This window comes from Ruegeria sp. H6 (assembly GCF_056532975.1).
This window is the reverse complement of sequence record NZ_JBQFOA010000006.1, coordinates 1-13,454: the sequence shown is the minus strand read 5'-3', so window position 1 is coordinate 13,454 and position 13,454 is coordinate 1. Positions and strand designations below refer to the sequence as shown.

13 protein-coding genes and 1 tRNA gene are annotated in these 13,454 nt (G+C 53.8%); 5 read left to right on the top strand and 9 right to left on the bottom strand.

Annotated features, from left to right (window positions below):
- Positions 1 to 38: 38 nt before the first annotated feature.
- From petA to ACR0AG_RS12070, 3 genes are read left to right on the top strand one after another with little or no spacing between them, the layout of a single operon-like run.
- The gene (gene petA, locus ACR0AG_RS12080; protein WP_170568561.1) at positions 39 to 623 is read left to right on the top strand and encodes a ubiquinol-cytochrome c reductase iron-sulfur subunit; all 585 of its coding nucleotides are present in this window, start codon (positions 39 to 41) and stop codon (positions 621 to 623) included.
- Positions 624 to 634: 11 nt separating this feature from the next.
- On the top strand, positions 635 to 1,966 hold the full coding sequence (gene petB, locus ACR0AG_RS12075; RefSeq protein WP_480839144.1) for a cytochrome b: 1,332 nt from the start codon (positions 635 to 637) through the stop codon (positions 1,964 to 1,966).
- Positions 1,967 to 1,983: 17 nt separating this feature from the next.
- Positions 1,984 to 2,775, top strand: coding sequence for a cytochrome c1 (locus tag ACR0AG_RS12070; protein ID WP_480839142.1), 792 nt, complete (start codon positions 1,984 to 1,986; stop codon positions 2,773 to 2,775).
- 108 nt (positions 2,776 to 2,883) lie between these two features.
- Here ACR0AG_RS12070 and mtaB read toward each other — a convergent pair whose 3' ends face one another.
- Both mtaB and dapF read right to left on the bottom strand, forming a co-directional pair.
- Positions 2,884 to 4,140, bottom strand: coding sequence for a tRNA (N(6)-L-threonylcarbamoyladenosine(37)-C(2))-methylthiotransferase MtaB (gene mtaB, locus ACR0AG_RS12065; RefSeq protein WP_480839140.1), 1,257 nt, complete (start codon positions 4,138 to 4,140; stop codon positions 2,884 to 2,886).
- Positions 4,137 to 4,979 (bottom strand): diaminopimelate epimerase, encoded by an 843-nt coding sequence (dapF, locus tag ACR0AG_RS12060; protein WP_480839138.1) that lies wholly within the window; start codon positions 4,977 to 4,979, stop codon positions 4,137 to 4,139. Before dapF ends, mtaB begins: the two co-directional genes overlap by 4 nt.
- 207 nt (positions 4,980 to 5,186) lie before the next feature.
- Here dapF and ACR0AG_RS12055 point away from each other — a divergent pair.
- Positions 5,187 to 5,262: transfer RNA gene (locus ACR0AG_RS12055), tRNA-Lys, on the top strand.
- A gap of 245 nt (positions 5,263 to 5,507) precedes the next feature.
- On the opposite strand, the gene ACR0AG_RS12050 is transcribed toward ACR0AG_RS12055, so the two are convergent.
- Together ACR0AG_RS12050 and ACR0AG_RS12045 are read right to left on the bottom strand one after the other, a co-directional pair.
- A complete protein-coding gene (locus ACR0AG_RS12050; protein ID WP_480839136.1) occupies positions 5,508 to 5,951 on the bottom strand; it encodes a hypothetical protein in 444 nt (147 codons plus the stop codon).
- A gap of 37 nt (positions 5,952 to 5,988) precedes the next feature.
- Positions 5,989 to 6,357: an antibiotic biosynthesis monooxygenase family protein gene (locus ACR0AG_RS12045; RefSeq protein ID WP_480839134.1), complete on the bottom strand. Its 369-nt coding sequence runs from the start codon at positions 6,355 to 6,357 to the stop codon at positions 5,989 to 5,991.
- Between the two features lie 103 nt (positions 6,358 to 6,460).
- On the opposite strand from ACR0AG_RS12045, the gene ACR0AG_RS12040 reads away from it, so the two are divergent.
- The gene (locus ACR0AG_RS12040) at positions 6,461 to 6,922 is read left to right on the top strand and encodes a MarR family winged helix-turn-helix transcriptional regulator (protein ID WP_480839132.1); all 462 of its coding nucleotides are present in this window, start codon (positions 6,461 to 6,463) and stop codon (positions 6,920 to 6,922) included.
- Between the two features lie 283 nt (positions 6,923 to 7,205).
- Here ACR0AG_RS12040 and ACR0AG_RS12035 read toward each other — a convergent pair whose 3' ends face one another.
- From ACR0AG_RS12035 to ACR0AG_RS12015, 5 genes are all read right to left on the bottom strand, one after another.
- The gene (locus ACR0AG_RS12035) at positions 7,206 to 7,328 is read right to left on the bottom strand and encodes a hypothetical protein (protein ID WP_480839130.1); all 123 of its coding nucleotides are present in this window, start codon (positions 7,326 to 7,328) and stop codon (positions 7,206 to 7,208) included.
- Positions 7,329 to 7,517: 189 nt separating this feature from the next.
- Positions 7,518 to 9,353, bottom strand: coding sequence for an ArnT family glycosyltransferase (locus tag ACR0AG_RS12030; protein WP_480839128.1), 1,836 nt, complete (start codon positions 9,351 to 9,353; stop codon positions 7,518 to 7,520).
- Complete coding sequence (locus tag ACR0AG_RS12025; RefSeq protein WP_480839126.1) at positions 9,340 to 10,686, bottom strand: NAD(P)/FAD-dependent oxidoreductase; 1,347 nt, start codon at positions 10,684 to 10,686, stop codon at positions 9,340 to 9,342. Before ACR0AG_RS12025 ends, ACR0AG_RS12030 begins: the two co-directional genes overlap by 14 nt.
- Positions 10,683 to 11,699, bottom strand: a complete 1,017-nt coding sequence (locus ACR0AG_RS12020) for a lysylphosphatidylglycerol synthase transmembrane domain-containing protein (RefSeq protein WP_480839124.1) — start codon at positions 11,697 to 11,699, stop codon at positions 10,683 to 10,685. Before ACR0AG_RS12020 ends, ACR0AG_RS12025 begins: the two co-directional genes overlap by 4 nt.
- Positions 11,686 to 12,711: a glycosyltransferase family 2 protein gene (locus ACR0AG_RS12015; protein WP_480839122.1), complete on the bottom strand. Its 1,026-nt coding sequence runs from the start codon at positions 12,709 to 12,711 to the stop codon at positions 11,686 to 11,688. The genes ACR0AG_RS12020 and ACR0AG_RS12015 overlap by 14 nt, the downstream gene beginning before the upstream one ends.
- Positions 12,712 to 13,454: the final 743 nt, after the last annotated feature.

The following is a 13,454-nucleotide window of genomic DNA, read 5'->3' as shown; positions in this document are numbered from 1 at the left end:
TGCCCGTTCCCGGGCGCCAGAAAATCGGAGATAAACTCGTGTCCCACGTAGAAGACGACGAAGGCACCCGCAGAGATTTCCTGTATTACGTCGCAGGCGGCGCAGGTGTCGTTGCGACGGGTGCAGTTGTTTGGCCCCTTGTTAACCAGATGAACCCGTCGGCGGATGTTCAGGCGCTGTCCTCGATCCGGACCGACGTGAGCGGGGTTGAGCCGGGCACGCAGCTGACCGTGAAATGGCTGGGTAAACCTGTCTTTATCCGTCACCGCACCGGCGCCGAGATCGCCGAAGCGCAGCAGCAGGACGAAGAAGCTGTTGGCAACCTGCCGGATCCGCTGGCCAGAAACTTCAACCTGAATGCGGATGCGCCTGCAACAGACGCAAACCGAGTGATGCCTTCGCCCGAAGGCGAAGCCGAAGGGGCCTGGATCGTTCAGATGGGCGTATGTACGCATCTGGGCTGTGTGCCATTGGGCGATGCGGGCGAGTTTGGCGGCTGGTTCTGCCCCTGCCACGGTTCGCATTACGACCTTGCGGGCCGTATCCGCAAAGGTCCCGCGCCCGAGAACCTGCCCATTCCGCCCGTTGAATGGGTGGACGCCACAACAATCAAGCTCGGCTAAGGGAGACCCAGATGTCAGGCATTCCCCACGACCACTATGAGCCGAAGACCCAGGGCGAGAAATGGCTCAACAGCCGTCTGCCCATCGTCGGACTGGTGTACGACACCATCATGATCCCCACCCCCAAGAACCTGAACTGGTGGTGGATTTGGGGTATCGTGCTTGCGTTCTGCCTCGCTTTGCAGATCGTCACCGGCATCGTTCTGGTGATGCATTACACGCCGCATGTTGATCTGGCCTTTGCCAGCGTCGAACATATCATGCGTAACGTGAATGGCGGTTATATGATCCGCTACCTGCACATGAACGGAGCGTCGCTGTTCTTTGTGGCGGTCTATATCCACATGTTCCGCGGCCTTTATTATGGCTCGTACAAAGCCCCGCGTGAGATCACGTGGATCATCGGGATGTTGATTTACCTGATGATGATGGGCACGGCCTTTATGGGTTACGTTTTGCCTTGGGGTCAGATGTCCTTCTGGGGTGCGACCGTGATCACCGGCCTGTTTGGCGCCATCCCGTTCATTGGTGAAGCGATCCAAACCTGGCTGTTGGGCGGACCGGCGGTGGACAACGCCACGCTGAACCGCTTCTTCTCGCTGCACTACCTGCTGCCGTTCATCATTGCGGCGCTGGTTGTTGTGCACATCTGGGCTTTCCACACCACCGGCAACAACAACCCCACGGGTGTTGAGGTTCGCCGCGGTTCGAAAGCCGATGCCGAGAAAGACACGCTGCCCTTCTGGCCCTACTTTGTGATCAAGGACCTGTTCGCGCTGGCCGTAATCCTGGTCGTGTTCTGGGCAATCGTCGGCTTCATGCCGAACTACCTGGGCCACCCCGACAACTATATCGAGGCCAACCCGCTTGTGACGCCTGCGCATATCGTGCCCGAATGGTACTTCCTGCCGTTCTACGCGATCCTGCGCGCCTTCACCGGCGAGGTTTGGGTTGTGCAGTTTGCCAGCTTCATCACCGGTGGCATCATCGACGCCAAGTTCTTTGGTGTGATTGCGATGTTCGGTGCGATCCTGGCGATGGCGCTGGCGCCCTGGCTGGACACGTCGAGCGTGCGTTCGGGCAAATACCGCCCGATGCTGAAATGGTGGTTCTACCTGCTGATCATCGACTTCTTTGCCCTGATGTGGCTGGGTGCGATGCCTGCGGAAGAACCCTATGCAACCTTCTCGCTGATCGCATCGGCCTATTGGTTCGCCTATTTCTTCGTGATCCTGCCGCTGCTGGGTGTCATCGAAAAACCGCTGACCCCGCCAGAGACGATCGAGGAAGACTTCAACGCGCATTATGGCAAGGCTGACGCCGACGCCACGCCGGCCGAGTAAGAAGAGGGACCGGAAACATGTTCAAGAAACTTGCAATCGGTGCTGCGTTTGCTCTGGCCCTTGCACCTGCCTCGACCTTTGCGGCAGGTGGCGAAGGGCACATCGAAGACTTCCACTTCTCGTTCGAGGGTCCGTTCGGCACCTATGACCGGAACCAGCTGCAGCGCGGCCTTCAGATCTACACTGAGGTTTGCGCGGCCTGTCACGGCCTGAAATACGTGCCGCTGCGGACGCTGTCGGACGACGACGGTGTTGGTATGCCTGATGATCAGGTTCGGGCCTATGCGGCGCAAAACTTTGAGGTTTTCGACCCCGAGCTGGATGATTTCCGCCCGGCAATCCCAACGGACCACTTTCCCGAGTCCAACCTGGAAAACGCACCGGACCTGAGCCTGATGGCCAAGGCCCGTGCCGGGTTCCATGGACCTTACGGTCTGGGGATCAACCAACTGGTCAAAGGTATGGGTGGCGCGGAATACATCGCCTCGCTGCTGCATGGCTATACCGGTAAGGAAAAAGAAGAGGCCGGTGCCGTTCTCTATGAAAACACCGCCTTCCCGGGTGGCTGGATTTCGATGGCTCCGCCTTTGTCGGATGAGCAGGTCGAATTTGCAGATGGCCACGAGAACACTGTCGAAGCCATGGCCCAGGATGTTGCTGCGTTCCTGATGTGGACGGCAGAGCCCAAGATGATGGACCGCAAGAATTCGGGCCTGGTTGGGGTTCTGTTCCTGACCATGCTGTCCGTGATCCTGTATCTGGTGAACAAACGCCTGTGGGCGCCAGTCAAAGGCAAGCGCCAGCACTGATCTGTTCACAATCAAGATTTGAAAACCCCGCACCTGATGGCTGCGGGGTTTTTTGTTCGGAGTCCGCACAACATAGGCTGGCCCATTTGGACCAGATCGAGACGCGGATCAGGCCGTGAGTTGAGAGTTCGTAGCACCCCGGATGGCGGCAGTTACAATCTGGCCTTCGGTTTGGGGCGCGTCGAATGTAACCTCGGTGAATTGTTCGGTTCGACCCATGTGGGGATTTTCCATCAGGATCTGATGTGTTCGGCCGATCTGCGCACTCAGGTGCTTTAAGACCTGCGCCTGACCCGCGGCCCGCAGTCGCGCCGCGCGGTCCTTGATGACAGCGCCATTGATCTGCTGTGGGATGCGCGCCGCCGGAGTGCCTTCGCGCTTGGAATAGGGGAAGACATGGAGCCAGGTCAGATCACAATCGGTGACCAGCTTTAGCGAGTTGTCAAAATACGCCTCGGACTCGGTCGGGAAGCCCGCGATGATATCGGCACCGAACGTCATATCCGGGCGCAGCTTGCGCGCCTCTTCTGTAAAGCGGATGGCGTCGTCGCGCAGGTGGCGGCGTTTCATCCGTTTCAGTATCAGATCGTCGCCATGCTGCAGCGACAAATGCAGATGCGGCATCAACCGGGGCTCGGTCGCGATCGCCTGCATCAGGTTCTCATCAACCTCGATCGAGTCGATCGAGCTGATCCGAAGGCGCCTCAGGTCAGGGACCAGCTTGAGGATCCGCATCACCAGATCGCCCAGCTTGGGCTGTGCGGGCAGGTCGGCACCCCACGAGGTCAGGTCAACACCGGTCAGGACGACCTCGTTATAGCCTTTGTCCACCAACCGCTTGATCTGATCCACCACCACGCCTGCCGGAACGCTGCGTGAATTGCCGCGACCATAGGGGATAATACAGAAGGTACAGCGGTGATCGCAGCCGTTCTGGACTTGCACATAGGCGCGCGAGCGGGTGCCAAAGCCGTCAATCAAATGCCCCGCGGTTTCGGTGACGGACATGATGTCATCGACCTGCACCGCCTCGGTCTGGCCGATGAAGTCGGCAGCCAGCCCTTTCCAGGTGTCCGGCTGCATCTTTTCGGTATTGCCGATAACCGCATCAACCTCGTCCATATTGGCAAAGGTTTCGGGTTCGGTCTGCGCCGCGCATCCTGTAACGATAAGGCGCGCATCGGGGTTTTCCCGCCGCAGCTTGCGAATTTCCTGCCGCGCTTTGCGCACCGCCTCGGCGGTTACGGCGCAGGTATTGACCACAACGGCATTGTCCAGCCCTGCCTGTTGCGACAGCTCTTTCATTGCCTCGGTTTCATAGGCGTTCAACCGGCAGCCCAATGTCGTGAATTTGGGCGGGTTCATCCCAGCGACCTCAGGAATTCAGGCGTCAATGTGCCAGAGAACACGTGACGTGTCGGTCCGGTCATCCAGACACCGCCCTCGCGCCAGTCGATCCAGATGGTGCCACCGTCCAGTTCGATTTGCACCTTGCGTCCGGTCAGGCCCCGGCGCGCGGCGGCTACGGCGGTCGCGCAGGAAGAGGACCCGGAGGCCAGGGTGATCCCCACGCCTCGTTCCCACACACGCATGCGGATGTAGTTCGGACCAACGATCTGCGCGATCTGAACATTGGTGCGTTCTGGATAGAGGTCGTGGTGTTCGATCTTGGCACCGAATGTGGGCAGATCCACTGCCTCGACGTCCTCGACGAAGAACGTGCAATGCGGATTGCCCATACCTGTTGCGGTCGGCCGCCCTTCGATGGGCAACTCAAGCGTATCCAGGTTCCGCGCTAAAGGAATATCTTGCCAGTCCAGTTGCGGTTGACCCATGTTGATCGATGTAAGCCCATCGCCCGCGTCCTGCGCAGCCAGAGTGCCCCGTTCGGTGGTCAGGGTCAGATCAGGTTTCCCGCTTTCATCCATCAGGAACCGCGCGATACAGCGGGTGGCATTGCCGCACGCAGCCGAGGTCGATCCGTCCGCGTTGTAAAACACCAGATGCGCGTCGGCAGGACCGTTTTCGATCACAGCCAGTTGATCAAACCCCACGCCGAAATGGCGGTGTCCGATTCCTTTTGCCAGCTCTTTCGTAATCGGATGTGGATGCGCGCGCGCGTCTACAATGACAAAGTCATTGCCCAGCCCGTGCATCTTCATGAAGGGCAAACCGATATCGTTCGAGCGTTGCATGGCGGGCATATAACCCCGGCTTTGAAATGAATCCACCCCGTCGCAAAGATTCCCGAAAAAAGGGCTTGACCCCCCCGCGTCACCTGCCTAATTAGGCCGCCTATCGGGACGCCGGATGAACCGAATTCGCGCGAAACGAGACGCAAACTAAGGGCTTGAACCTTCCTGGGGATTTCCTTTACAGAGCGTCACGGATCCAAGAGATCCAAAAAGAGTGGGCCGTTAGCTCAGTTGGTAGAGCAACTGACTTTTAATCAGTGGGTCGCAGGTTCGAATCCTGCACGGCTCACCACCTTAACCGATTGACTGGAAACGAAAAACCGCCGAGCGATAGCTTGGCGGTTTTCGGTTTTTTCAAACGTTTTTCAAACACGGTCGCAAAGATCCCTACTTGCATCGCGCAGACACATTGTGAATTCACGAGTCTAACTTAATGGTCCTCTTTGCGAATTTCAGCTTCACCCGTACTTAACACCAACTCGCTGCGTTTGCTCGAACGTTCGTAGTTTCGCTTGTGCTTGGATTAGAACAATGCGTTCATCGTGAGCGCCGAATTTTGCCGGTCATTCGCAAGCCATCACGAATGTTCAGTCCCATCATCGTGAGATTGGTTGCCCCAGCGATCAATTCAATCACCTGTACCGTATAAAATGTGCTGTCGAATTCGCCAGCGGCGGCCTTGCCCGCTAGAAACCAAGCGGCCGGCACGAGGATCAACAAGCCGTTCAGCGCGATGACAGGCATTCGGTTTTTCTTGGCTTTCGTGAGCGCATCTTTGCGTTTCCGACCCATTGCCATGCCCGATCCGCCAGCAATTGCCATTGCCGGGATGAGGATGAACATGCCTTTCAGGATCAATGCCTTGACGGTTGCGACTGTTTCGTGGCTCGCAAGGAGTTCGCTGGTGGCCGTTGATGTCCAAAAGAGGAGGATCGTCACAAAGCCGATGCCGCCCGCGATGGCGTGAATCTTTGTTTTCATAGCGGTTCACTCAAATTGGCTTTTGGAAAGGATTACGTCAGGCCGTATAGCAATTCGGCACCGCAACCTTCTCGAACAGATGGGGGGCGGTCACAGCGCTTGAGGGATAATGGCTGAGTTGCTGCTGAAACTCGGGGTTTGAAAACGCGACGCGGAAGTCTGCAACATACTCCCAGACCGCGTAGTTCAGGTACATGCTGCCCTCGCCAATTGCCTTATGCAGTTGGGTACTAATGTAACCCGGCTGCTTTTTCATCCATTCGGCATCGCTCTTCCAAGCTTCAACCAGGGCGTCTTGGTCAAGAGGATCGACTGTGAAGAGATTGACGAGAACGACGGGTCCAGCGTCGATGCCCAATTGCCGTTCAATGGGAAACTCCGGATCGAGGGGTTTGAAACTGACCATTTCGGTGCTCCTTGAAAGTAGCTTCATTTTGGTGTCATGTTGTCATATTTAGAAAGCATCAAACACATTGACAACACGTTGTCAAATGAAATGAGGAATCGACATGCCGGATGAACGAAGGACCAAAGAAGGAGAAGCCGTGACAGCGTTGATACTGGACGTGTTTCGGCTGAACGGTCGATTGCAGCTTGCCGGTGATCGCCTCGTATCAGAACTCGGTTTGACAAGTGCCCGGTGGCAAATCCTTGGCGCTATTGCCTATTCTGATCGGCCGGAATCCGTTGCCTGGCATGCTCGGACGATGGGTGTTCACCGGCAAGGCGTGCAACGGATCGTCAATGAATTGAATAAAGAAGGAATAGTGGAGTTTCAGCCGAACCCACACCACAAGAGGGCGCACTTGGTCGTTATGACTCGAAAGGGGCAGGAGTTGTACGAAGCTGCGATTGCGAGGCAAATACCATGGGTGAATGAACTCTCGGAAGGCTTGTCGCCAGATGATATTGCATCAGCGCAAAATGTTGTTGACCGACTCCAGACACGTCTCGAAGAAGCTTCAAAATGAACAGATCAGAGTCGCCGCTTAGTACAGACACTCTTAAAGAGTGCAGCTTGGTCTTTCTGGCCTCAAGAGGTAGGGATTTCCGTTATGAGAGCACTCCAGGTCGAGAATAATCTGGTCTACCTTGGTTCAGAGGATGGTTAACTGGTGGCAAGGTTGGTTTTGCCCAGACAACCGGCTTCGTTTTTGAAACATCTAGGCGTGTGTAATTTGCAATTCTATTGCAACGTTGTTCGGGTCATTGACGTTAACGCCGCTGGTTTTTGAAAGCTCACGGAGCCTCTGCCTACAGTCCAAAGCCGCGGATGCCCTGATCCCGGACAAAGCACTCCTTGGCATCGACCGCAAGCCCCTCTACCGCGCATTTGGTCAGTTTGAACATATCCAGAACACTCCTTGCTTCCAGCATGTTTTTGGATCCAAAATGCGGCAAATTCAGGTGTATGTCATGTATTCAGGGCGTAGTAGTGATCATTGTAAATATCTGTTTTCGATTCGTTTTTTGTGTAGCGAGTACTGACGATACTCGGAGAAATGGCTCTGGCCGTTATTTTGGCTAGTGGGCCGCAAGTTTGAAGCCCTAGCAAGTCAAATCGAACTAAGGGCAATCAAGCTGCGCAGTGCCACGTTCCCATATCTGAAAGAAGTTGAAAGAGGGAGCATTGGAATCACGCGAATAGGTTCTTTCAAGAAAGACTGTGACAGGATGATCATTGTCGATCATTCGAGTATTGATAACTACAATTTCTGGAGGCTCACACCGAAGTTCGCGCACTAGTTGATCCGAGAACTCCTGTTGCCTGGGCCCGTTAAACAGCGGATAGTTATAGGAAAAGCGATACTTCGTCGGTCTTCCAGACCAGAAGTAAATCCCTGGTTCAGCTCCCCAATGAAAAACCCCCTCATCAGGTGTTGTATTCTTAGCAAGCCACCAACCAATTTCGCGCGACTCATAAGATTGCCCTCCGTGATAGCGTTCTCCATACTTTATGAAAGCCAAACGTTCGGGCGACGTAAAGTATCCGAAACTGATCCAGAGTGGCGCTAACAAAATTAGCGTCGTGCCAAAGAGCTTCGTTTCCAGAACGCTTTTTGCGATGTGCACACCCAAGCCAACTGCCATGATCGGCAAGAGTAATTGGAAGTAATGCGGAAAGTTGTTTCCAGGAGCGGCAACCATTATGGCATTACCTACATACATCGCAAGCATCAGGAGACTCACCTCATGATTGCCGAGAAACCGGAACGAAAAAACTAACAGAATGAAGGTCGCGATGTAATAGGGATGGGCAATATCCCGCAGAGCCATTTTCACAAAATTAAGAAATATGGAACCGGCATAGGACTGATTATACCCAAAAGCACCATAGAAGAACTCTTCAAGACTTCCATAAAAATGGAAAGAGAGAAGAATGGAAATCCAGCCAACAACCCCTGGGATTGCGAACAAGGCAACCGTTTTACATCCAGATAGGCATTTGGCACCTAAAGGCTCATTTTGGTTTTTGATGCTCAGCCAGATGAGCCATATTGCGGTGAGAAAAGCTGGAAAAACAGCGATCTGCTTTAAAGCCGATGCACAAAAAAACAGAATGCCCGCGAAAAGAACACAGCCGAATCGCCGTTGATCTTCAGAAAAGTCTAATAGAAACACCAACGCCCAGATGAGACAGGCATTCATGAACACTTCGACGTTTGGCTGCTGCGCTTGAAGAATGACGTCGTTGCCGAACACAGCCCATATCAACATTGCGACCACGGCGGCGGAATGGCCATACAAGCGTTCAGCGGCAGTCTTGATGCCGATTAGAGTCATAGTGAACGCAATCATCCCAAGTGTCAGAATTGCACTGGAAGTCTGTCCCAATAGACCGATGGCCGCAGCGTAGACAACGTAAATGGCTGGTGGTTTATGATCCCAAATTTCTGCGTAGAGCTTCAATCCGTCTAACCAGCCGCTCGCAACCATCGCGTAAACCATTAAATCGCGCTCAAATGGTTCGTTCAAAACGAGGAGACGTAGTGCAAATGTAAAAATCGTTATGCCAACGACCCAAAGATATAATTGCTTCTGTGCCAAGGGTGGCTGCACTGGCTTATAGTGAGTGATCCGTTCTCTAACCAATGAATAGATGGCGATGGCGAAAAACAACGCGACCAAAAGAGAAGCCGTTAGGACCATCAGGATTCCAAGCAGAAGCACAACCGCGTAGAATTCTTTATTTCGCCGAGAGAACCCGCAATAAACAGCCAGTGCAAATGGCATCGGCAGAGTCAACAACTGTCTTAGGTAGCCAGCGGCCTCGCCAGAGCTTGCGATTCCCTCAAGTGGGGTCGGAACAACACCGATAACAATGATGGAAATCATTGCACAGATAGCGGCAAATATATAAACGTACGGGATATAAGGAATTAGCGTTTCAGATATTTTCACTCAATTGATCTCCGATTAAATCTTTAGCTAATTTCCTGCCTTCACGAACGGCGTAGTTCGTCCCCCGATCTTCAGGATAGATTTGTGCCATAGAACAAAGGTAAAATCCTTCGCTGGGTCCGTTTGTCTTTGGTATGAGTCTTGAGTAGTGCTTGCCAACAACCGGTTGCGACCAACGCGCACGCCAAACGTGATGGTTGCGTACCCACTCACGCTTAAAGTCAGGGAACATGCGCTGAAGGTGCGGGATGGAGAATTCCATGACCTCTTCATCGGTCATGTTGTACAAATCATCTGTGTGCGGCAGATATTTGGACAGGTATACTACGTGATCTCCGCCATAGGAATCCGTGGATTCAAAATTGGTATGTTCGATCACGCCTACATAGGGGAAAGATGGATCGTTCACATTCAACCAATAGGTGGATGATAGGGAGCGATCGAGGCGGAGCACAAGACAGATATTCGCCAGATAATTGATGGCCCGCAGGCTTTGCGTATAGTCTGCCGGGGCCCAGTTCTGCACCATGTCCGCGACGAGCGGTAGAGCCGTTGTGGCCACTACCCGATCCGATTGCAGGCTGCCCCAGGCACCTCTGCACTCCCAGGACCCATCCGCCAGTTGTTCAACCGCTTCCACGGGTGTTCCCGTGCGAACGACCCCGCCCTGCGCCGTAATCTGACGTGCGGTTTCTTCCGCCAGGCGCGCGAAACTGCCTTTCAGATAGGCCAAACGTTCTTCCCCGCCGTTTCCACGGCTGCCACCACGGAGCTTGAGCTTATTCCAGAACCACACTGCGGAGACATCTTCCGCATAAGGGCCGAACTTGCCGTGCAGTAGGGGTTCCCACACGACTCGGAACACATTCTCTCCTCCCAGACGGCGCAACCAATCCGCAGCGGTCTCGTTTTCCAGGGCCATCCAATCGTCCACGCGCCTCGCGCGCAGCGTCAACAATCCCAGCTTGATCCGATCAAGGAAGGGTAGAGCGGTGAATTTCAACAAATCCATTGGCGTTGAGAGTTTGAAGATTTTATTCGCATAAAACACCCCGGTATTGGTGGGGTTCGTGACGACCTGATCGGACATGCCAAGGTCGTCGATCAGTCCCATAACCTCTAGGTCGTTTGTGAACCAGTGATGATAAAACCGATCCAAGCGTTCACCATTGGTTTCAAAGGCTCCTGCAAGACCACCGACGGTGAGATTGGCTTCGAGAACCGTAACGTCATGGCCCGCCCGCACGAGATCATAAGCGCAAGACAATCCCGCAAAGCCTCCTCCGATTATCGCTGTGTGAGGGCGTTTTGATGTGCTGTCAGAAGTAATCATTGTACAGATTTCACTTTTTCGAAGGAGTTGGAAACGCTCTGCCGCCTAAAGATCCAGTAGACAAAGCAGATGCCACCCCAAAGCGTTGCGGGAACAAACAGCGCAAGATGCACGAGGAATGCGAAAGCCGCTGCGGCCACTTCCGGGTTCCCGAGCGCTTCTGTAGCTTGCATGACAAAATAGTGGAAAGTTCCGATATAGCCCGGTGTAGAGGGCAACATGGTCGACAAGGTCCCAATCGGCATCGCCACCCAGGCTGCGACAGGCGCGGTGATGTCGGGGAGCGCTCGCGCGATCGCATAAAAGACACAGGCCTCAAAAGTCCAGGCCAGGAAAGACCAGACCATCATTATGGCCATGCGCGCGCGTTCGGAAAGAGACGCAAGAGTTTGAAAGATTTGGCGCACTTGCACCGAGATCTTTTCGGCGATCCCTCCGTTGCGTCCGGGCAGCATGTTGATCATCCTGAGAACCGCAGGTTCAAAGGCGCGGGGGAAGATCAAAACAATGCCAATCGCGCAGGCCACTGCAGAGACAGCCCATGAACTCCATCCCAAGAGCAACTGCATTTCCAGGGCGCTGGCGCGGAACAAGGCGAGTGCTACAGCCAGTGCGATGATCAGGGACAACAGGTCAAGCAGCCGTTCCACAAGCAGCGTGGCCAGAACACGCGCGGTGGGGACTCCTAGCCATTTTGAGAATGCAACACCCCTAAGAACGTCACCCGCCCGAAACGGCAGCACGTTGTTAGCCGCGATTGACACCATGAAAGGGACCGAACAGCGGCCCCAAGACAGATCTGGATTGAACGACACCAACATCAGTCGCCACCGCCAGATGCGGCAGAAATAGCCCAACCCAAAGCACCCCAATGCGATCACAATCCACATCAACTGGGCGCTTTTGATGGCGGCCAGAAGATCTTGCAGGGGAAGGGCGCGGAAAATCAACCACAGGAAAACACCAGATACGGCGACGCCAGAAGAAAGACTTAAGGCCTTACGAATGATCATGGGCGGTCACGTTCGAGCCGGTAGCTGCTGGCGCCTGATCAAAGCCGATGCGGTCGCGGACAATATACAACGGGCGCCCTTTGGCTTCTTCGTAGATTCGCCCGATATACTCCCCGATGATCCCCAGCGATATCAGCTGCACGCCGCCCAAAAACAGCACTGCGATCATTAGCGCTGTCCAGCCTTCCACCCAGGTGTTTGTCATCAAGCGTAGAACAAGGGCGTAGACAATACCAAGCAGCGCGAACGTGGCAGCGAGAAGCCCCATATTGGTCGCGATCTGAAGAGGTTTGGACGAGAAGGACAGAATGCCATCTGTTGCAAAGCGGAGCATCTTGCGCAGCGGATATTTCGAAGTTCCCGCAGCCCGCTTCTTGCGGTGATAGGGCAAGGCCATCTGGCGATAGCCCACCCATGCCACGAGCCCGCGCACGAACCGGTGCCGTTCAGGCATTTGGGTCAGGACATCCACTACCTTGCGGTCCATCAGGCGGAAATCACCGGTATCAAGCGGTATGGGGGTCTCTGACATCCGGTTCAACAATCGATAGAACCAGCGCGCGGTGGCGATCTTGAAGACACTCTCCCCTTCACGGCTGGCGCGCACCGCATAGACGACGTCTACACCCTCTTCCCAATGAAGAAGCATCTCGGACAGCACTTCCGGAGGATCCTGCAAATCCGCATCAATAAGAGCCACCGCATCGCCCGATGCCGCGTCTATGCCCGCGGTAACCGCAATTTGATGTCCAAAATTCCGTGCAAAGCTCAAAACCTTAAGCGATGGGTTGCTTGTTGCTGCATCTTTCAAAATTTCTAGAGTTCGATCTCTGCTACCATCATCAATAAATATGATTTCAAATTCATAATTTTCTTGTCCAAGTACAAAATCATTTATCTCGTTAAGAGTTTGATTTATCACTTCTTCTTCATTGTAACATGGAACAACAACAGATATTATTGATCGAGACTCTGTAATGGAGCCTACAGGATCTATTGTTTGAGAAGACATGAGTCAGTTTCACTAGTTATTTACGGAAAAACTCCCAAAAGCATAATCTTCTTATCAACTATACTGTTAGAAGGGTACTTCTAATCTCGCATGCCGTGTGTACTGACGTTTCACCCAGTTCTTCTGGGTCAGGCGCTGCTAAACACATGTTATGCTCCAATACGTGCGCTCTAGATCTCATTATTTAGCTGTACACTAGGTAGTCAGTCACTATTTTTGACCACTAGATCTCACTTTCCAACTCCTGTGCCTACCCTGGCTCATCGGCTAGCAAGTCCAACCTGCTCTATCGAGCAGGCCGTAACCAGAAAAATCGACCCCGCGACGGTAAGTGCTGGCGTTATTGTTCTCCGCTGCTTCGGTGAGAGCTTGAGCTAAATTTACAGATCAATGTCCATCGGTTCGTGGAACCCGCCCTCGATGGTGATCTGTCCGACTTCACAACAAAGGGACAGTTTAAGTTGATTTGATAAGAGAGGGTTTCTGGCTCGTTGTGACCGCCAAGAAGTGGAGGTGAGAAAGCACACGATCTTCGGCGATTCAGTCCAGAATCATCTGCGTTCGAACGCCTTCTTTCGTGGCGGTGTACTTCATTCGAAGAACCAAACCTATTTTGATCTAACTCAACAACAAATCTGAAAGACTCTTTGTAAAAAACCCCGTCTTTTTAGGCGGGGTTTTTGTGTTTTGTTTTATTCGGCGGCGTCTTGGTATTCTGACATGGGTGGGCATGTGCAGATGAG

Coding starts and splice junctions, on each gene's coding strand:
- ACR0AG_RS12020 (WP_480839124.1), bottom strand. CDS start 11,699: ATGATCATTCGTAAGGCCTTAAGTCTTTCTTCTGGCGTCGCCGTATCT.
- ACR0AG_RS12070 (WP_480839142.1), top strand. CDS start 1,984: ATGTTCAAGAAACTTGCAATCGGTGCTGCGTTTGCTCTGGCCCTTGCA.
- ACR0AG_RS12045 (WP_480839134.1), bottom strand. CDS start 6,357: ATGGTCAGTTTCAAACCCCTCGATCCGGAGTTTCCCATTGAACGGCAA.
- ACR0AG_RS12040 (WP_480839132.1), top strand. CDS start 6,461: ATGCCGGATGAACGAAGGACCAAAGAAGGAGAAGCCGTGACAGCGTTG.
- petB (WP_480839144.1), top strand. CDS start 635: ATGTCAGGCATTCCCCACGACCACTATGAGCCGAAGACCCAGGGCGAG.
- mtaB (WP_480839140.1), bottom strand. CDS start 4,140: ATGAACCCGCCCAAATTCACGACATTGGGCTGCCGGTTGAACGCCTAT.
- ACR0AG_RS12035 (WP_480839130.1), bottom strand. CDS start 7,328: ATGCTGGAAGCAAGGAGTGTTCTGGATATGTTCAAACTGACCAAATGC.
- ACR0AG_RS12050 (WP_480839136.1), bottom strand. CDS start 5,951: ATGAAAACAAAGATTCACGCCATCGCGGGCGGCATCGGCTTTGTGACG.
- ACR0AG_RS12025 (WP_480839126.1), bottom strand. CDS start 10,686: ATGATTACTTCTGACAGCACATCAAAACGCCCTCACACAGCGATAATC.
- dapF (WP_480839138.1), bottom strand. CDS start 4,979: ATGCCCGCCATGCAACGCTCGAACGATATCGGTTTGCCCTTCATGAAG.
- ACR0AG_RS12015 (WP_480839122.1), bottom strand. CDS start 12,711: ATGTCTTCTCAAACAATAGATCCTGTAGGCTCCATTACAGAGTCTCGA.